Below are 18,545 nucleotides of genomic sequence, written 5' to 3'. Positions count from 1 at the left end.
TTGTGTTGGCGGCGATTATCGGCCAGCCGCGTTCTTGGGGATTGCAGCGGGCAGGGCGTCGAGTGCTTGCCGGATTCCGGTCAGGAATTCCCGCACCAGGGGCACGACAGCGTGGCGCGGCTGGCCGTCGATCAATTGAATGATCCGGCTTCCGATGACGACAGCGTCTGCCGCCGAGCCGACGGCTTGCGCGGTGCGTGCGTCGCGGATGCCGAAGCCCACGCCAACTGGCACTTTGACGTGCTGGCGGATGCGGGGAATCATCTGGCCGACGGCTTCGGTGTCGAGGTTGCCGGCGCCAGTCACCCCTTTGAGCGACACGTAGTAGACGTAGCCAGAGGCGATGCGTCCGACTTGCGCCATGCGTTCATCCGTGCTCGTGGGCGCGAGGAGGAAGATCAGGTCGATGTTGTGCGCCTTGAGGTCGGCGGCGAATTGCTCGCACTCCTCGGGCGGATAGTCGACAACCAGAAGGCCGTCCACGCCGGCCGCGGCGGCATCGCGGATGAAACTGCCCTTGCCATGCACCCCGTCATAGCGCTCGACCGGATTGGCATACCCCATCAGCACCACCGGCGTAGCGCCATCCATTTGGCGGAAGGCGGCGACCATGGCGAGGACCTGCTTCATGCCGATGCCCAAGGCAAGGGCGGCCTCGCCGGCCTGCTGGATCACGGGACCGTCGGCCATCGGGTCGGAAAACGGGACGCCGAGTTCGATTACATCGGCGCCCGCCTCGACCATGCCATGCATGAGTTCGGGCGTGACGTCGGCGTACGGGAAGCCTGCCGTCACATACGGAATCAGCGCCCTGCGACCGAGGGTCCGCAGGGCTTCGAAGGTGGCTGCAATGCGGCTCATGCCTTGCCTCCCTTCACATGGAGGCCGCGCATCGAAGGGCGGTCATAGAAGTCGACACCTGATAGGTCGGCGACGGTGCCGATGTCCTTGTCGCCCCGGCCGGAGAGATTGACCAGGATCGATTGGTCCGGGCGCATTGTCTTTGCCAGCTTCATGGCATAGGCCACTGCATGGCTCGATTCCAGCGCGGGGATGATGCCTTCGGTGCGGCACAGATAGTGAAACGCCTCCAAAGCCTCGGTATCCGTGATGCCGACGTACTCGGCGCGGCCGATGTCCGCAAGATAGGCGTGCTCAGGTCCTACGCCGGGATAGTCCAGACCGGCGCTGATGCTGTGGGTTTCCGTCACCTGGCCGTCTTCGTTTTGCAGGAGATAGGTGCGATTGCCGTGCAGCACGCCGGGGCTGCCGCGCAGGATCGAAGCCGAATGCTTGCCGCTGTCCAGGCCTTCGCCGGCCGCTTCGACACCGATCAGCCGCGTGCCTTCGAACGGTATGTAGGGATGAAAGATGCCCATCGCGTTGCTGCCGCCGCCGACGCACGCGACCACCACATCGGGCTGCCTGCCTTCAACTGCGTGGCCGGTGCCCTGCGCTGCGAGCATCGCTGGCATCTGCTCGATGCATTCGTTGCCGATCACGCTCTGGAAGTCGCGCACCATGGTGGGGTAGGGGTGCGGACCGGCGACCGTGCCGATGATGTAGAACGTGTTCTCCACGTTTGTGACCCAGTCGCGCATGGCCTCGTTGAGGGCGTCCTTCAAGGTCTTGCTGCCGGACTCCACCGGCACGACGGTCGCGCCCAGCAGGTTCATCCGGTAGACATTGGGGCTCTGGCGCTTGACATCCTGGCTGCCCATGTAGACCACGCATTCGAGCCCGTAGCGCGCGCAAATGGTGGCGGTTGCCACCCCGTGCTGGCCCGCCCCGGTTTCGGCGATCACCCTGGGCTTGCCCATTCGCTTGGCCAGCATGGCCTGGCCTATGGTGTTGTTCACCTTGTGGGCGCCGGTGTGGTTGAGGTCTTCGCGCTTCAGGTAGATCTGTGCGCCGCCCATTTCTCGGCTGGTGCGCGCTGCGTGGTAGATCGGCGAGGGCCGGCCGACGAAGTGCGCGAGCTCGTATCGAAACTCGGCAAGGAACTCCGGATCGTCCTTGTACTTCGCGTAGGCATCGCGCAATTCGTTGATGGCGTGGGTCAGCGTTTCGCTGGCGAAGGTGCCGCCGTAGATGCCGAAGTGGCCGCTGGCGTCGGGTTGCTGGTAGGTTTTCATGGTCTCGATCAGTGGGCCGGCACCCGACGGTCGAGACGGGCTGCCGACTGCAAACTAGGAGGAGGCGTCGGCCGCACGAACTGCGGCGACGAATTCGCGAATCCTTGCGGCGTCCTTGATGCCCTTGGAGGCTTCGACACCGGAACTCACATCAACGGACAGCGACTTGCAGCGAGTCCGTAGCTGGCGAATGCCATCGCCCACGTTTGCAGGTGTGAGCCCACCACTCAAGACGAGGTGAGCGTCGACGGCGGGTGGAAGAAGTGACCAATCGAATGCCTTGCCGCCGCCGCCATAGGCTTCGACATGGGCGTCGAGCAGGATGGCTTGGGCGTGGGAGTAATCGGACGCGTATTTTACGAGGTCGAAGGCTGCGCCGGCAGCCCCCAGGGGAATGCGGGCTGCCCGCATGTAACGGTGCGTGCCCTGGCCGCAACCTTGCCAACATTGCTCAGGTGATTCGTCACCGTGAAACTGGGCCGTGGCGCCGGCTACGGAGGAGAGGGCATGCATGCTTCTGGCGGGCGCCTCGTTCACGAAAAGCAGGACGGGCGTCACGAAGGGCGGAAGGCGTGCGGCCAATTCGGCAGCTCGCTCCGTCGTCACCGCGCGCGGGCTGGCCGCATAGAGGACAAAGCCGACCGCGTCCGCGCCGGCTTCCACTGCGGCCTCAACATCCTGTTCGCGCGTCAGCCCGCAGATCTTGACTCGGGTGCGAGCGAGTGGGGCGGCGACATTCATGGCGGGCCATCATACGCAGCGCCACCACGGTCGATCGTGGCCTCCGCAGGTAGACCCCATTCCGCGGCGTACAACGGTCCAAGGAAGTAGAGGCCGTTGGGCGAGAAGGTCGGCGCCGCAACCACGCGGCTGCGGGCTTCGAGCACTTCGAGCATCCATTCGGGCCGCTCGTCGCCCCGGCCGATGCGCACCAGACAGCCCATGATGTTGCGGATCATGTGATGAAGGAATGCGTCGGCCTCGAACTCAAAGTGCCAACGGCAACGGTCGGTGTCCCCATGCCGGGTGACGACTATTCGGCGCAGGTCCTTGACCGGCGAACGAGCCTGGCAGGCGGAAGCGCGAAACGAACTGAAATCGTGCTGGCCCACGAGCATCCCGGCAGCGGCACGCATTGCGTCTCCGTCCAGCGGATGCATCGACCAGCCTACGCGTCCAGCATCAAGGCTGGGGCGAACGGGCGATTGGGAAAGGATGTAGACGTAGCGGCGAGTCAACGCGCTCGCGCGACAGTGAAACTGAGCAGGGACGGGCTGTGCCCATTGCACGGCAATGTCGTCGGGCAGATAGCGGTTGGTGCCGCGCATCCACGAGAAGGGCGCTCGTTCAACAGAGGTGTCGAAATGCACCACCTGCATCAGCGCGTGGACGCCTGTGTCGGTGCGGCCTGCGCAGAGCGTGGAGATCGGCTGCGCTGCGAATTTGGCCAGCGCCGCTTCGAGCTTGTCCTGGACGGTACGGCCCGAAAGCTGGCTTTGCCAGCCTTCGTAGGCCTGGCCGTTGTAGCGGATGCCCAGAGCCAGTCTCACGACGGGAGCGGCGGCCGCACGGCCGCTCAGCGCAGCTGACCGAGCAACTGCTTGGCCTCGGCCTTGACGTCGCCGGAGCTTTCGGCGGCAACTTCCTCCACCAGCGAGCGAGCGCCTTCGACGTCGCCGAGGGCCTTGAGCTCGCGCGCCAGGGAGAGCTTGATCGCGTGCGGACCTTCGCCGTTTTCCTCCACGGTTTCGAGGCGACCGCGTTCGGTGTCGCCGGTCGTCCGGCTGGAAAGGCCCGCCAGCGAACTCATGTCGAATTCGATGAAACCGGAGTCGGCGGGTAAACCGGCGCGCAGCGGCGCCGGCAGCGTGCGCTCGTCATCGGACGATGAAGGTGCGCGCGTGATCGGCTCCAGTGCACCGGGAGCGGTATCGAAGTCGTTCTCGAGATCGAGCTTCGGTGCCTGCGTTGGAGCGGCATGCCCGTTCATGCCGCCGTTGGTCGGGACCGCACGAGGGATCTCGCGGATGGGCTGGGGCGGCACGGGCGGAAGCGTGGCGCTGATGGGCGCCGGCGCCGTTGCGGCGGGTGCCGGCGGCTTGCTCAAGTCGAGGTCGAAGTCCAGCGGTGCGACGGAGGGAACGAAGGCAGGTGGCGGCGCTGCCGCCGGTTCTGCGGTGCTTGCGGCCAAGGGGGCCGGCGCCGTCGAGGCCGCTGCAAGCGTTCCAGCGAAGGCTGCCGCTTCCGCTGCGGAGACGCCGCGGCTGCCCGACTCGTACAACGGGTTGCCAGGATCCAGCTCTTTGCCGAGTTCGACCACGCGGTTCCATTCGGTGCCGGCTCCGCCGGTCAACTTGTGGACGTCTGCGGCGAGCGCTTCGTAGGCGCGCAGGTCACGGCGCTTGGCGTGGATCTCGAGCAACTTGAGGTGAATCGCGGTGCGCTCGGGATTGGCACGCAGTGCCTCGCGCAGGATTTCCTCGGCTTGCAGATCGCGACCGTAGGCCAGGTAGACATCGGCTTCCGCGACAGGATCGACATCGCCGGCATCGAGTTGGCTCGGCGAGTAAGACAGCGACGAAACGACCGAATTCCCACGATTCTTCGTGTCGACCGATTCGCCTCCGCTGGCGCCGAAGAAGGAGTCCTTGGGAATCCGGCTTTCGATGAACACGCTGTCGCCAGCGTCGCGGCGCTTGCGGCCAAGCACTCGGTAGAGCAGGAATCCGATCAGCAAGGCGATCAGCGCCGCCGCTCCAACCATGAGAGGGTTGTCGAGCAACTCCGTCATGAAACTTGGCTCGGCAGGTGGGGGCGCAGCCGGCTTTGCCGCCTTCGGCGCCGGTATGGCCGCGGCGGCCGGTGCAGGTGCCGGTGCGGGAGCATCTGCGCCCGGCGTTGCGCCTGCCGCAGGCGCAGGAGCGGTTGCTGCGGAAGTGCTGGCTACGGCGGCCGCGGGAGAGGTCGGTGCGACGAGTGGTGGAACTGCGGGAGATGCGGGCGTGGCTGTAGCGCTTGGCGCCGCAGTGGCGGCGGGAGCAGAGGCAGGAGCAGGAGCAGGAGCAGTGGCCGCGGCTGGAACGCCAGAAGCAGAACTCGCGGCAGCGGCAGGCGAAGCATTGGTGCCGGCAGCTTGCAGCTTGTTCAGATCGCTGATGTTCTTCGACAACTCGGCAACGCGGGCGTTGCTTTCCTGTGCCTGTCGGGCTTGGGCAATCTGCTCGTCGCTGGCGTGGCCCGCCGCGATGCCCTGCGAAATCTTCAGCTTGTCGCTGGAGGCGTTCGCTGCATTGCGATCTTCGACATTGGCTTGCAGCTTGCCGGTCGCCTGGCGGCTGGCATCGGCCACCTGGGACGCCGGTGCGTTTTCCGCAAGACGTCGGCGGTAATCGCCGAAATCACGGCTCTGTGCGACGACAGTGCGCTTGGCGTCACCCGGCGGAATCGCTTCGGCTTGTGAAGCACCTGGCACTTCCAGCACCGCGCCCGCCTTGATCCGATTGACGTTCCCATTGATGAAGGCGTTGGGATTGGCGCGTAGAAGCGCCACCAGCATCTGGTCGAGCGATACGTCGGCGGGCTTGTACGCGCCGGCAATCTTGCTCGCGGTGTCGCCTGCTTTCACGGTGACCTGCTGGTCTCCCGATCCGGATCCGGATCCGGATCCCGAGCCTGTTCCCGTGCGAACCGCATCGGGCGCCGGAGGTGCTACCGGCGCCGCAGCGGGCCGCTGCGAGCGAACCGGCGGTGCCTGAACCGCGACGGGTGCCGCGGATTGCGGTCGCGCGCTGATCTGTGGCGCCGTTGGCGCAACGGGCGCGGCTGCCTGGCGGCTGGTAGGAGGATCGAGCAGTACCGTGTAGTCGCGGACGATTCGTCCGGAACTCCAGTTGGCTTCCAGCAGCAGATCGATGAATGGTTCGCTGACCAGCCGGTTGCTGGTGAGTCGCACCACGTAGCGCCCATCAGTCCGCCGCTGGACGCCGACACGGACGTCGGAAAGCGCTGAGTTATAGGGCACTCCCGCTGCCTTGAAGGCTTCCGACGAAGCGATGCTGACTTTGAGGCCGTCCGCTTCGGCTGGAGTGATGTCCGCAACTTCGACTTCAGCGCGAAGTGGTTCGCCGAGGGCTGATTGGATGTTGAGGCGCCCCAGCGTGACGGCGCTCGTGTCGGCGCTGAACGCCCCCAAGGCCACCGCGACAGCTGCACTTAGTACTGAAAGCTGCCCACGACCGATGGTCGTCGGAGCGGGACGTGTGGCCGAGAGGCGGGCCGCGGTCAACGGTTGTCGTGTCATGCTGTAAGGGGCAGCTCGGCCCAAAGTGTAAGGGGACGTTAACATCAACACCCCCCAGTGACAAGGCAACAGGCCTTATCTACCCAGTGCGTGCAAACTTCGTCATGCATCGCCCGTTGCGGCGCAGCAACGGCGCGCGTCCCGGAGGACGCGCTGGCGCCGGCTCAGGCTTCCAGAAGGATGCGCAGCATGCGGCGCAGCGGTTCGGCCGCGCCCCAAAGCAGTTGATCTCCGATGGTGAATGCGCCGAGATATTCGGGGCCCATCGCCAGCTTGCGAAGGCGCCCAACCGGGATCGACATCGTTCCGGTGACTGCAACCGGCGTCAGGTCCTTGACCGTGGCTTCGCGATTGTTCGGAACGACCTTGACCCACGGGTTGTCGGCAGCAATCAATGCCTCGACGTCAGCCACGGACACGTTCTTCTTGAGCTTGAAGGTGAGCGCCTGGCTGTGGCAGCGCATCGCACCGATCCGCACGCAAAAGCCGTCTACGGGGGTCTCGGCCGTTCCGAAGCCCGCGCCTTGGCCCAGGATCTTGTTGGTCTCGGCGCCGCCCTTCCATTCTTCCTTGCTCATGCCGTCGCCCAGATCCTTGTCGATCCAAGGGATGAGGCTGCCGCCGAGAGGCGCACCGAAGTTCGCCGTTTCAGCCGCGGAGAGGGATTGTTGCTTGGCGAGTACCTTGCGGTCGATTTCGAGGATGGCAGACTTCGGATCGTCGAGGAGCGCGCGGACTTCGGCATTGATCGTGCCGAACTGGGTGAGCAACTCGCGCATGTGCTGCGCGCCACCGCCGGAAGCTGCCTGGTAGGTCATGCTGGTCATCCACTCGACCAAGCCTGCCTTGTAGAGCGCACCCACCCCCATGAGCATGCAACTGACGGTGCAATTGCCGCCGATCCAGTTCTTGCCGCCCTTGGCCAGAGCGTTTTCGATGACGGGCAGATTGACCGGATCGAGCACGATGATTGCGTCATCGTTCATGCGCAGCGTGGACGCCGCATCGATCCAATGCCCCTTCCATCCAGCCGCGCGCAGCTTCGGGAAAACTTCGGTGGTGTAGTCGCCGCCCTGGGCCGTGATGACGATGTCGCACTTCTTGAGTGCATCGATGTCATGGGCATCCTTCAGCGTAGTCTCGTTCTTCGCCATTGCCGGGGCCTTGCCGCCTGCATTGGAAGTCGAGAAGAAAACCGGCTCGATCAGTCCGAAGTCGCCTTCGGCCTGCATGCGATCCATCAGGACCGAGCCGACCATGCCGCGCCAGCCTACGAGGCCGACAAGAGGTTGATTTGCATTCGCCATTTCAGTTTGCCCTTGTGAAAAAAGAAAGTTGTCTTCTCTTTGCGCCCGGCTCGTCAGAGCCGGGGAGGGGCGTGACGAATCGGGCTGCGGTTAGCCGGTAATCGTCTTTTTGGTGATGGCAGCCACCACAGCATCGCCCATTTCGCGGGTTCCGACCTTGGTGGTACCAGCGGACCATATGTCTGCCGTACGCAAACCCTGAGCCAGCACGTACTTGACCGCCGACTCGATTCGGTCGGCAGCCTCGGGTTGGTTCAGGGAAAAGCGGAGCATCATGGCAGCGGACAAGATTGTAGCCAAAGGGTTGGCAACCCCTTTGCCTGCGATGTCTGGCGCACTTCCGTGGCTGGGCTCGTAAAGGCCCTGATTGCTCGAGTTCAGCGACGCCGAGGGCAGCATGCCGATCGAGCCGGTGAGCATCGCGGCTTCGTCGGAAAGAATGTCGCCGAACATGTTGCCGGTGACCACCACGTCGAACTTCTTGGGCGCCTTGACCAATTGCATGGCCGCGTTGTCGACGTACATGTGGTCGAGCTCGACGTCGGGATATTCCTTGCCGACCTCGGTCACGATGTCCTTCCAGAACTGGAAAGTCTCCAGCACATTGGCCTTGTCCACGCTGGTCACGCGCTTGCTGCGCTTGCGCGCCGCCTGGAATGCCACGTGGGCGATGCGCTCGACTTCCGGGCGCGAGTAGCGCATGGTGTCGAAGGCTTCTTCGGTGCCGGGGAAGTGGCCGTCGGTTGCGGTGCGGCGGCCGCGCGGCTGGCCGAAATAGATGTCGCCAGTGAGTTCCCGGATGATGAGGATGTCGAGCCCCGCGATCAGTTCGGGCTTGAGGCTGGACGCATCCACTAGCTGCTCATAGCAAATCGCCGGTCGAAAATTCGCGAACAGGCCAAGGTTCTTGCGCAAGCCAAGAATGGCCTGCTCCGGCCGCAGGGAGCGCTCGAGTTTGTCGTATTTCCAATCGCCCACGGCCCCGAAGAGAACCGCGTCGGCTTCTTTGGCAAGCTTGAGCGTGGATTCGGGCAGCGGGTGTCCATGCGCCTCGTAGGCTGCGCCACCAACAAGCGCCGATTCGGTCTCAAATGAGAGGTCAAGCGCTTCGAGGACGCGGAGTGCCTCGGCGACGATCTCGGTGCCTATGCCGTCACCGGGGAGTACTGCGATTTTCATGAAGGTCTGTCTTCCGGAGGTTGTGTTTTGGGGCGGTGAGGGGTCAGGCGATCAGCTGATGAGTCAGCCAAGGCTTCGTGGTCAGGCGTTCTGTTTCGAAAGCCTTGATCTTGTCCTTGTGGCGCAAGGTGAGGCCGATGTCGTCCAGACCATTGATCAGGCAGTACTTGCGGAAAGCCTGGACTTCGAACGGAATCTCGGCGCCGTCCGGCTTGACCACGACCTGGCGTTCAAGGTCGATCGTCAGGCTGTAGCCTGGAAACGCGAAGGTCTCGTCAAAGAGCTGCGCGACCTGCGATTCGCTCAGCACGATCGGCAGCAGGCCATTCTTGAAGCTGTTGTTGAAGAAGATGTCGGCATAGCTCGGCGCGATGATGGCGCGAAAGCCGTATTGATCGAGCGCCCACGGCGCGTGCTCGCGGGACGACCCACAGCCGAAGTTCTTGCGCGCAAGCAGCACCGAAGCGCCCGCGTAGCGCGGCTGGTTCAGCACGAAAGCCGGATTCGGCTTGCGGGACTTCGGGTCCTGGCCCGGCTCGCCCGGGTCCAGGTAGCGCCAGGCATCGAACAGGTTGGGGCCGAAGCCGGTCTTGCGGATCGACTTCAGGAATTGCTTGGGAATGATGGCGTCAGTGTCGACGTTCTCGCGGTCCATCGGCGCCACGAGGCCCTTGTGCACGGTGAATTTCTGCATGGTGTGTGCTCCTGGTTCAGGCGAATTGACGCACGTCGACAAAATGGCCGTGCACGGCAGCGGCCGCGGCCATGGCCGGGCTGACAAGATGGGTGCGACCACCCGCGCCTTGGCGTCCTTCGAAATTGCGGTTGCTGGTCGACGCGCAGCGCTCGCCCGGCTCCAGGCGGTCGGCATTCATCGCGAGGCACATCGAACAGCCCGGTTCGCGCCACTCGAAACCTGCGGCCTTGAAGATCTGGTCGAGGCCTTCTCGCTCGGCCTGCTCCTTCACGAGGCCGGACCCGGGAACCACCATCGCGAGCTTGACGTTCTTCGCGACCTTCTGCCCCAGCTTCTTGACCATGGCGGCGGCTTCGCGCATGTCCTCGATGCGGCTGTTGGTGCAGGAGCCGATGAACACCTTGTCGATAAGGATGTCGTTCATGGGCTTGTTCGGTTCCAACCCCATGTAGGTGAGGGCGCGTTCGATCGCGCCGCGCTTGTTCGCGTCCTTTTCCTTGTCCGGATCGGGCACGCGGCCGTCCACCGGCACAACCATCTCGGGCGAAGTACCCCACGTCACCTGCGGCTTGATCTGCGTTGCGTCGAGTTCGACCACGGTGTCGAAATGCGCGCCGGCATCGGAGTGCAGCGTGCTCCAGTAGGCCACGGCCTGGTCCCACTCGACGCCATTGGGCGAGAGCGGACGTCCCTTGACGTAGTCGATCGTCTTTTGGTCCACGGCTACCAGCCCGGCGCGCGCGCCGGCTTCGATCGCCATGTTGCACACCGTCATGCGGCCTTCCATGCTCAGGTCGCGAATCGCGGACCCGGCAAATTCGATGGTGTAGCCCGTGCCGCCCGCGGTGCCGATCTTGCCGATGATCGCGAGCACGATGTCCTTGGCCGTGCAGCCCAGCGGCAGTTTGCCCTCGACCTTCACGAGCATGTTCTTCGCCTTCTTGGCGAGCAGCGTCTGAGTGGCCATGACGTGCTCGACTTCGCTCGTGCCAATGCCATGCGCGAGCGCGCCGAACGCGCCGTGCGTGGAGGTGTGCGAGTCGCCGCATACGACCGTCATGCCCGGCAGCGTGGCACCGGATTCGGGGCCGATCACGTGCACGATGCCCTGGCGCTTGCTCAGGAACGGAAAGAACGCGGCCGCGCCGAATTCCTTGATGTTGGTGTCGAGCGTGGTGATCTGCTCCTTGCTGATCGGATCGGCGATGCCGTCATAGCCGCGCTCCCAATGAGTGGTCGGCGTGTTGTGATCGGCCGTGGCCACGACAGAGCTGATGCGCCACAGCTTTCGCCCGGCTTCGCGCAGTCCTTCGAACGCCTGGGGGCTGGTCACTTCATGGACGAGGTGACGGTCGATGTAGAGGATCGCGGTGCCGTCTTCTTCCGTATGGACGACGTGTTCGTCCCAAAGCTTGTCGTAGAGCGTGCGTGCCATGGTGGTCTCTTTCGTGGGTGATGATTGTGTCGTGCGGAGGTGCCTACGCGGCGAGTTGGTCAGAGGCCCCGGAAGGCGCGTACAGATGTTTGACGAGCGTCCGGGCCGCTACGGGCAAGGTGGAGAAATCGCGCGCGATCAGGCGGATTTCGCGTGCAGCCCATCCGTCGTTGAGCGCGATGCTTTTCAGGCCACCGGCGATGCCGCCCTGCATGAGTTCGAAAGCGCGAAACGGCATGACCCCAATGCCCAACCCGTTGTCGATCATTCGGCACATGGCATCGAGTCCTGTGACGTGAATGCGCAGCTTGATGGTGCGATTTTCGGCAAGCGCGGCCTGGTGCATGGCAACGTAGATGGAACTGTTGGTGTGCAGCCCGACGTGGTCGAAATCCAGGGAGTCCGCGAAATCAACGGCTTGATTCACGCCAAGCGGATGCCCCGCCGGGACGACCAAGACCAGCGAGTCCTTGCGATAGAGCAGACTCTGCAGTTCGCCCGTGCCCTCTGGCAGATGGCAAACGCCCACGTCGGCGGCGCCTTCGTGCACGGCCCGGACCACCTCGCTGCTGAGATGCTCTTCAAGGTCGATCTTGATGGCGTCGTGCTCGCGCGCGAAGGCCCCGAGGTCTTCCGGCAAAAACTGGACGATTGCGGAAATATTGGCGTGAACCCGCACGTGGCCGCGCACGCCATCCGCGTATTCGCTCAGTTCGCCCTGCATCTTCTCAAGGCTGTAGAGGACCGATCTGGCGTGATGGAGCAGGCTTTCGCCCGCGGGAGTCAGGTCGACGCCGCGCGCATGCCGATAGAGGAGAGGAGTGCCGAGGGTGGCCTCGAGGTCCGACAGGCGCTTGCTGATGGCGGAGGCCGCGATGAACTCGCGCTCTGCCGCCCGTCCGATGCTGCCCAATTCGCAGACGGCCACGAACAATTGCAGCGACGTCAGGTCGATGCGGCGGGCGAAGCTGCGTTCGGAGGAGTTCATGGGGCTGTGGCATCTCGTTCAGAGATGGTGAGCCCTATTTTCTCTCTGTTTTCAATGCGTGGTCATCGTGATCTGCGATGACTTTATTGCCGCGGCGCGATGAGCGCCGCAGCATCTGTTTGCATTGCCTTCGCGTTTGCTTTTGCGCTATTGCTTCTTCTGCGCCGCGTCTTCCATCTTTTGCCCACCCTTCTGTATATCTTGGCCCGCGCCCTTCATGGTGTTGCAGCCGGCGAGCGGAAAGACGAAGGCGAAGGTGACGGCGACCAGTGCAGCGATCTTTTTCATGATGAACTCCTTAGGATTCGAATTGACGGATGAAGGAGTGACCCTCCGATCGCGAAGCTACCGATCCGGTGAATTCGATCCTGTAAGCCGAAACGCAAAAAAGCTGCCCGAAGGCAGCTTTCCTGGCTGAGGGCCAACCGGAATCAGCGTTGGGTGATCGGCTTGACGTCGCGCTTGGGCGAGCCTTCGAACAACTGGCGCGGACGGCCAATCTTGTAGTCCGGGTCACCGATCATTTCGTTCAGCTGGGCAATCCAACCGACCGTGCGTGCCAGCGCAAAGACGGCGGTGAAGAGCGGCACCGGAATGCCGATGGCGCGCTGCACGATGCCCGAGTAGAAGTCCACGTTCGGGTAGAGCTTGCGCGACACGAAGTATTCGTCTTCCAAAGCGATCTTTTCAAGCGCCATGGCCAGTTTGAACAATGGGTCGTTCTCAAGGCCCAACTCGCCGAGGACTTCCTTGCAGGTTTCCTGCATCAGCTTGGCGCGCGGATCGTAGTTCTTGTAGACACGATGCCCGAAGCCCATCAGCTTGACGTTGGAGTTCTTGTCCTTGACCTGCTTGATGAACTCGCCGATCTTTTCGACGCCGCCAGCCTTCTGGATGTCGTAGAGCATATTGAGTGCCGCTTCATTCGCGCCACCATGCGCCGGGCCCCAGAGGCAGGCGACGCCCGCTGCGATGGCCGCGAACGGGTTGGTGCCCGACGAGCCGCACAGGCGCACCGTCGAGGTCGAGGCGTTCTGCTCGTGGTCTGCATGCAGGATGAAGATGCGGTCGAGCGCGCGCTCGAGCACGGGGCTGACCTTGTACTCTTCGCAGGGTGTCGCGAACATCATGTGCAGGAAGTTGCCCGCGTAGCTGAGTTCGTTCTTCGGGTACATGTAGGGCTGGCCCACGGTGTACTTGTAAGCCATGGCGACCAGGGTCGGCATCTTGGCGATCAGGCGGATCGCGGCGATTTCGCGATGCTTCGGATTGTTGATGTCCGTGCTGTCGTGATAGAAGGCCGACAACGCGCCCACCAGGCCCGTCATGATCGCCATTGGGTGCGCATCACGGCGGAAGCCTCGCAGGAAGAACTGCATCTGCTCGTTGACCATCGTGTGGTTGGTCACGAGTTTCGTGAAGCCCACCTTTTGATCGGCGTTGGGCAGCTCACCGTACAGCAGCAGGTGGCAGGTTTCGAGGAAGTCGCAGTTGGTCGCGAGTTGCTCGATGGGATAGCCGCGATAGAGCAGTTCGCCCTTGTCGCCGTCGATGTAGGTGATGGCGGATTCGCACGAGGCCGTCGACATGAAGCCCGGGTCGTAGGTGAACATGCCCGTCTGCGCGTACAGCTTGCGGATGTCAATCACGTCGGGGCCCATCGTTCCCTTGTAGATGGGTAGATCGACGTTTTGGCCGCCGTTGCTGAATGACAGTGTGGCCTTGGTCTCGGATGCTTTCATTTCGGGTCTTTCAATGGATATGTTCAGGAAGATAGGAATTGCGCGCCATCAGTGCGCATCAACTGCAGCAGTTCGATCACTCCGGCCCCGGCCCGTTCGGGCTCAGGCTCCTTTCGGCGAAGCAAAAGGTCGAGCAGATCGTTGTCTGACAGGTCCATCAATGTCTCCAGTGCCTGCGCCTGCCCAACGGTCAGGCTTGCCTCGTGCCGCTCGAAAAAGCGGGCAATGAACAGGTCGTTTTCGAGCAAGCCGCGCCGACAACGCCATTTCAGCTTGCTCAGCGCTCGCTCGCTGATCGGCTGGTTGAGGTCGTCCGTGGCTTGCATGATGTCCAGGCTTGGCTTAGATGGCGCGGCGCACCATCAATTCCTTGATCTTGCCGATGGCCTTCGTGGGGTTCAGGCTCTTCGGGCACACGTCCACGCAATTCATGATCGTGTGGCAACGGAACAGGCGGTACGGGTCTTCGAGGTTGTCGAGGCGCTCGCCAGTGGCTTCGTCTCGGCTGTCCGCGATGAAGCGGTAGGCCTGAAGCAGTCCCGCCGGGCCGACGAACTTGTCTGGATTCCACCAGAAGCTGGGGCAACTGGTCGAGCAACTCGCGCAGAGGATGCACTCATAGAGCCCGTTGAGCTCGTCGCGCTCTTCCGGCGACTGGAGGCGTTCCTTTTCGGGCGGAACCGTGTCGTTCTGAAGATACGGTTTGATCGAGTTGTACTGCTTGAAGAACTGCGTCATGTCGACGATCAGATCGCGGATGACGGGCAGGCCGGGCAGAGGCTTCAGCACGATCGTGCCCTTGAGCGTCAGCATGTTGGTGAGACAGGCCAAGCCGTTCTTGCCATTGATGTTCATGGCGTCCGAGCCGCAAACGCCCTCGCGGCATGAGCGCCGGAATGACAGGCTCGGGTCCTGCGCCTTGAGCTTCATCAGCGCATCGAGCAGCATGCGTTCGTGACCGTCGAGTTCGATCTCGACGGTTTGCATGTAGGGCTTGGCGTCCTTGTCCGGGTCGTAGCGATAAATTTGAAATGTGCGCTTCATCGTGGGCCTTGTGATCTTGTGACGTGGAAAGGCTGATCGTCGAATATCAGAACGTGCGGACCTTGGGCGGCACGGAGTCGACAGTCAGTGGCTGCAGCTTGACGGGCTTGTACGAGAGGCGGTTGTCCTGGCTGTACCAAAGCGTGTGCTTCATCCAGTTGACGTCGTCCCGGCCGAGCGGCGCGACGGGATCGTCCGCCGGGCGCTCGTAGTCTTCGACCGTATGAGCGCCGCGGCATTCCTTGCGTGCGGCGGCCGAAACCATTGTTGCCTGCGCGACTTCGATCAGGTTGTCGACTTCCAGTGCCTCGATGCGTGCCGTGTTGAAAACCCGCGACTTGTCCTTGAGGGTGACGGCGGCAACGCGTTCGCGCACCGCGGCGATCTTCTGGACGCCTTCATCCATGGACGCCTGCTTGCGAAACACCGCAGCGTGCTGCTGCATGACCGCGCGGATCTCGTTGGCCACGTCCTGCGCGTATTCGCCGCTGGTGGATTGTTCGAGTTGGTTGAGGCGCTCCAAGGTGCGGTCGGCGGAGTCGGCCGGCAGCGGCTTGTGTTCCTTCAGCTTGTCGTTGAATTCGACAATGTGGTTGCCGGCCGCGCGGCCGAAAACCAGCAGGTCGAGCAGCGAATTCGTGCCCAGGCGGTTGGCACCGTGCACGCTCACGCATGAGCATTCGCCGACGGCATAGAGCCCATTGACCACGGCACTGTTGTCCTCGCCTTGCTGGACGACGACCTGGCCGTTGATGTTGGTGGGAATGCCGCCCATCTGATAGTGAATCGTCGGCACGACCGGGATCGGCTCCTTGGTGATGTCGACGTTGGCGAAATTGACGCCGATCTCATACACCGAGGGCAGGCGCTTGTGGATCGTTTCTGCGCCGAGGTGATCGAGCTTCAGCAGCACGTAGTCCTTGTTGGGACCGCAGCCTCGGCCTTCCTTGATCTCCTGGTCCATCGAACGCGAGACGAAGTCACGGGGTGCGAGGTCCTTCAGGGTTGGCGCGTAGCGCTCCATGAAGCGCTCACCGTTGCTGTTCAGCAGGATCGCGCCCTCGCCGCGGCAGCCTTCGGTCAGCAGCACGCCGGCGCCGGCCACACCGGTCGGGTGGAACTGCCAGAACTCCATGTCCTGCAAGGGAATGCCAGCGCGTGCGGCCATGCCCAGTCCGTCGCCGGTGTTGATGAATGCGTTGGTCGATGCCGCGAAGATGCGTCCCGCGCCGCCGGTGGCCAGCAGCACCGTCTTGGCCTGCAGGATGTGCAGGTCGCCGGTTTCCATTTCGAGGGCGGTGACGCCGACCACGTCGCCGTCGGCGTCACGGATCAGGTCCAGCGCCATCCATTCGACGAAGAACTGGGTGCGAGCTTCGACGTTCTTTTGATAGAGCGTATGCAGCATCGCATGGCCGGTGCGGTCAGCCGCCGCGCAGGCACGCTGCACAGGTTTCTCGCCGTAGTTGGCCGTGTGCCCGCCGAAGGGGCGCTGGTAGATCGTGCCGTCCGGATTGCGGTCGAACGGCATGCCGAAGTGTTCGAGTTCGTAGACGACCTTCGGAGCTTCACGGCACATGAATTCGATCGCGTCCTGGTCGCCGAGCCAGTCGGAACCCTTGATCGTGTCGTAGAAGTGATAGTGCCAGTTGTCTTCGCTCATGTTGCCGAGCGAGGCGCCGACCCCGCCCTGCGCGGCGACGGTGTGCGAGCGCGTCGGAAATACCTTGGACAGCACGGCCACGTTGAGGCCGGCACGCGCCAATTGCAGCGAGGCGCGCATGCCGGAACCGCCGGCGCCGATGATGACGACGTCGAACCTGCGCTTCGTGATTTGTTCTTTTGTATAGGTCATGGGGTCAGGACTCCTGCCGGGCCGTCCGAAGGGAGGCCTCGCCCTCTCGGGGGACAACGGTTACGTGAAACGAAAAGCTTGGAGGCATCACAGCCTCCAAAGCACTTGAATGGCCCAGCCCGCGCAGGCCAGAAGCCAGACCATCGTGAAGACTTGCAGCAAGAGGCGAATGCCGACAGGTCGGACGTAGTCCATCCAGACGTCGCGCATGCCGACCCACACGTGATAGAGCAGCGATGCAATCACGACGAAGGTAAGCACCTTCATCCATTGCGCGGCAAAGATGCCAGCCCAAAGGTCGTAGCCGATCGGGCCTCGCGAGAAGATCACCTGCGCCAGCAGGATGATGGTGAAGATCGCCATCAGCGCGCCCGTGATGCGCTGGCTGAGCCAATCGAACAAACCGTAATGCGCACCGACAACAGTGCGCTTGGAGCCGTAGTTCACAGACATCGAATGTTCCTTGTCAGTAGAGGCCGAACAGCTTGGCGCCGAGGACGATGGTCAGCAGAATGCTGATCGCCAGCGTGGCGACGGCAGAGCTCTTGCCGAAATCCTTGTTCACGGCCTTGTGGCTCACATCCATCCACAGATGGCGCAGGCCGGCGGTGAAGTGATGCAGGTAAGCCCAGATCATCGCGAGCACAACGAGCTTGATGAACCAGCCCGGCACGAAACCAAGGCCGCTGCTGAAGGCGGCTTTGAAGCGGGCGAACGAGATCTCGGAAGACACGGAGGTGTCGAACATCCAGATGATGAAAGGCATCAGCAGGAACAACAGCACGCCGCTCACGCGGTGAAGGATCGACACCACGCCGGCCGGAGGGAGCCGGTAGGTGGTCAAGTCGGTGATGGCGTTGATGTTGCGGAATTCACGTCGCGGTCGGGGTGGTGTGGCCAGCTCTGTCATGGGGACTTTCGGAATTTTTCGAGGGGCGGCTTGCTCTGTAGCAGAAATGCAAACAACTCAAAATTCTATTGCAATGCAACAAGCGTGTTGCTCGCGGCTTGCGAGAGGGTAGGACGGTACATCACCCGAGCTGGTTGCGGTAATGATGGGAGTCGGTCCTGTAGAGGCCGCGGCGCAATTCCATCGGGGTGTCGTGGTAAGTGTGGGCGACCCGTTCGACGCTGAGCAGCGGGGTCGCAGCCGGCACCGCGAGTAGCGCGGCCTGCGCGGCGTCGGGCAACACTGCGCGAATCTTTTCTTCGGCGCGGACCATGCGAACGCCGAACTCGGTCTCGAACAATGAATACATCGGTCCGTGCCATGCAGCGAGGCGCTCTGCCGTGAGTCCCTTGAAAGGCGCGCCGGGTAGCCAGAGGTCTTCGAGGATGGTGGGCGTACCGCGGTAGGCCAGCACGCGCCGCACTTGCAGCACGGCATCGCCGGTGCGAAGCGCCAGCAGGCGTGCAACGTCGGCGGTGGCGCGCTGACGCCGGCAGTCGACGATTTCGCGCTGGGCGGGGCCTTCGCTGTCGACGTCGCCGCTGTCGGGCACCAGCTTCAGGAAGCGGTATTGGACATGTTGTTCGGCATGGGTCGCGACGAAGGTGCCCTTGCCCTGGCGACGCACAACGAGGTTTTCGGCAGCCAACTCGTCGATCGCCTTGCGCACCGTGCCTTGGCTGACGCGGAAGCGCGCGGCAAGGTCGATTTCGCTCGGGATCGGCTCCCCCGGTTTCCACTCGCCGGCGTGCAGGCTCTGCAGGATCAAGGATTTGATCTGCTGATAGAGCGGGCTGAACGACGGTGCCGAGAGATCCGCGATGGCAGTGGGGGTGGTGGTCATGAGAGTCGATCGCAGGGCTGGGGCGCCGCGCGGTCGACATCTTATATAAGACATAAGACAGGCGCCATCG

At 63.1% G+C, this 18,545-nt stretch carries 18 protein-coding genes; all 18 read right to left on the bottom strand.

The genetic code is table 11. The features are described from left to right. Positions 1-15: 15 nt before the first annotated feature. Positions 16-861: a tryptophan synthase subunit alpha gene (gene trpA / locus AC1DMA_RS25370; RefSeq protein ID WP_478145850.1), complete on the bottom strand. Its 846-nt coding sequence runs from the start codon at positions 859-861 to the stop codon at positions 16-18. After that, on the bottom strand, positions 858-2,135 hold the full coding sequence (gene trpB, locus AC1DMA_RS25365) for a tryptophan synthase subunit beta (RefSeq protein ID WP_478127291.1): 1,278 nt from the start codon (positions 2,133-2,135) through the stop codon (positions 858-860). The genes trpA and trpB overlap by 4 nt, the downstream gene beginning before the upstream one ends. Before the next feature lie 54 nt (positions 2,136-2,189). Further along, complete coding sequence (locus tag AC1DMA_RS25360) at positions 2,190-2,876, bottom strand: phosphoribosylanthranilate isomerase (protein WP_478127290.1); 687 nt, start codon at positions 2,874-2,876, stop codon at positions 2,190-2,192. Beyond that, positions 2,873-3,685, bottom strand: coding sequence for a tRNA pseudouridine(38-40) synthase TruA (gene truA / locus AC1DMA_RS25355; protein WP_478127289.1), 813 nt, complete (start codon positions 3,683-3,685; stop codon positions 2,873-2,875). Before truA ends, AC1DMA_RS25360 begins: the two co-directional genes overlap by 4 nt. Before the next feature lie 26 nt (positions 3,686-3,711). Continuing rightward, positions 3,712-6,435: a motility hub landmark protein FimV gene (locus AC1DMA_RS25350; RefSeq protein ID WP_478145849.1), complete on the bottom strand. Its 2,724-nt coding sequence runs from the start codon at positions 6,433-6,435 to the stop codon at positions 3,712-3,714. Between the two features lie 164 nt (positions 6,436-6,599). Continuing rightward, on the bottom strand, positions 6,600-7,742 hold the full coding sequence (gene asd, locus AC1DMA_RS25345; protein WP_478127287.1) for an aspartate-semialdehyde dehydrogenase: 1,143 nt from the start codon (positions 7,740-7,742) through the stop codon (positions 6,600-6,602). Positions 7,743-7,832: 90 nt separating this feature from the next. After that, a complete protein-coding gene (gene leuB / locus AC1DMA_RS25340) occupies positions 7,833-8,921 on the bottom strand; it encodes a 3-isopropylmalate dehydrogenase (protein ID WP_478127286.1) in 1,089 nt (362 codons plus the stop codon). A 43-nt stretch (positions 8,922-8,964) separates the two neighbouring features. Next, positions 8,965-9,615: a 3-isopropylmalate dehydratase small subunit gene (gene leuD, locus AC1DMA_RS25335; protein WP_478127285.1), complete on the bottom strand. Its 651-nt coding sequence runs from the start codon at positions 9,613-9,615 to the stop codon at positions 8,965-8,967. Positions 9,616-9,631: 16 nt separating this feature from the next. Then, positions 9,632-11,053 carry a 3-isopropylmalate dehydratase large subunit gene (gene leuC, locus AC1DMA_RS25330; protein ID WP_478127284.1) on the bottom strand — a complete coding sequence of 474 codons (1,422 nt, stop codon included), beginning with the start codon at positions 11,051-11,053 and terminating at the stop codon, positions 9,632-9,634. Positions 11,054-11,096: 43 nt separating this feature from the next. Beyond that, positions 11,097-12,041 (bottom strand): LysR substrate-binding domain-containing protein, encoded by a 945-nt coding sequence (locus AC1DMA_RS25325; protein WP_478145848.1) that lies wholly within the window; start codon positions 12,039-12,041, stop codon positions 11,097-11,099. Positions 12,042-12,188: 147 nt separating this feature from the next. After that, entirely contained in the window at positions 12,189-12,329 is a 141-nt protein-coding gene (locus AC1DMA_RS25320) for an entericidin A/B family lipoprotein (protein ID WP_478127282.1), read from the bottom strand. Positions 12,330-12,472: 143 nt separating this feature from the next. Next, on the bottom strand, positions 12,473-13,783 hold the full coding sequence (gltA, locus tag AC1DMA_RS25315) for a citrate synthase (protein ID WP_478127281.1): 1,311 nt from the start codon (positions 13,781-13,783) through the stop codon (positions 12,473-12,475). A gap of 23 nt (positions 13,784-13,806) precedes the next feature. Further along, positions 13,807-14,109, bottom strand: a complete 303-nt coding sequence (locus AC1DMA_RS25310; RefSeq protein ID WP_478127280.1) for an FAD assembly factor SdhE — start codon at positions 14,107-14,109, stop codon at positions 13,807-13,809. Between the two features lie 16 nt (positions 14,110-14,125). Beyond that, entirely contained in the window at positions 14,126-14,827 is a 702-nt protein-coding gene (locus AC1DMA_RS25305; RefSeq protein ID WP_478145847.1) for a succinate dehydrogenase iron-sulfur subunit, read from the bottom strand. A 46-nt stretch (positions 14,828-14,873) separates the two neighbouring features. Further along, complete coding sequence (sdhA, locus tag AC1DMA_RS25300; RefSeq protein ID WP_478145846.1) at positions 14,874-16,682, bottom strand: succinate dehydrogenase flavoprotein subunit; 1,809 nt, start codon at positions 16,680-16,682, stop codon at positions 14,874-14,876. Positions 16,683-16,769: 87 nt separating this feature from the next. Beyond that, positions 16,770-17,135 (bottom strand): succinate dehydrogenase, hydrophobic membrane anchor protein, encoded by a 366-nt coding sequence (sdhD, locus tag AC1DMA_RS25295; protein WP_478127277.1) that lies wholly within the window; start codon positions 17,133-17,135, stop codon positions 16,770-16,772. A 13-nt stretch (positions 17,136-17,148) separates the two neighbouring features. After that, the gene (gene sdhC, locus AC1DMA_RS25290; RefSeq protein ID WP_478127276.1) at positions 17,149-17,592 is read right to left on the bottom strand and encodes a succinate dehydrogenase, cytochrome b556 subunit; all 444 of its coding nucleotides are present in this window, start codon (positions 17,590-17,592) and stop codon (positions 17,149-17,151) included. A 121-nt stretch (positions 17,593-17,713) separates the two neighbouring features. Further along, the gene (locus AC1DMA_RS25285) at positions 17,714-18,475 is read right to left on the bottom strand and encodes a GntR family transcriptional regulator (RefSeq protein ID WP_478127275.1); all 762 of its coding nucleotides are present in this window, start codon (positions 18,473-18,475) and stop codon (positions 17,714-17,716) included. Positions 18,476-18,545 lie beyond the last annotated feature (70 nt).

The organism is Variovorax sp. 05N34, from assembly GCF_056397405.1.
Note: the sequence above shows the minus strand (reverse complement) of the source record. Positions and strands in the feature narration are given on the sequence as shown.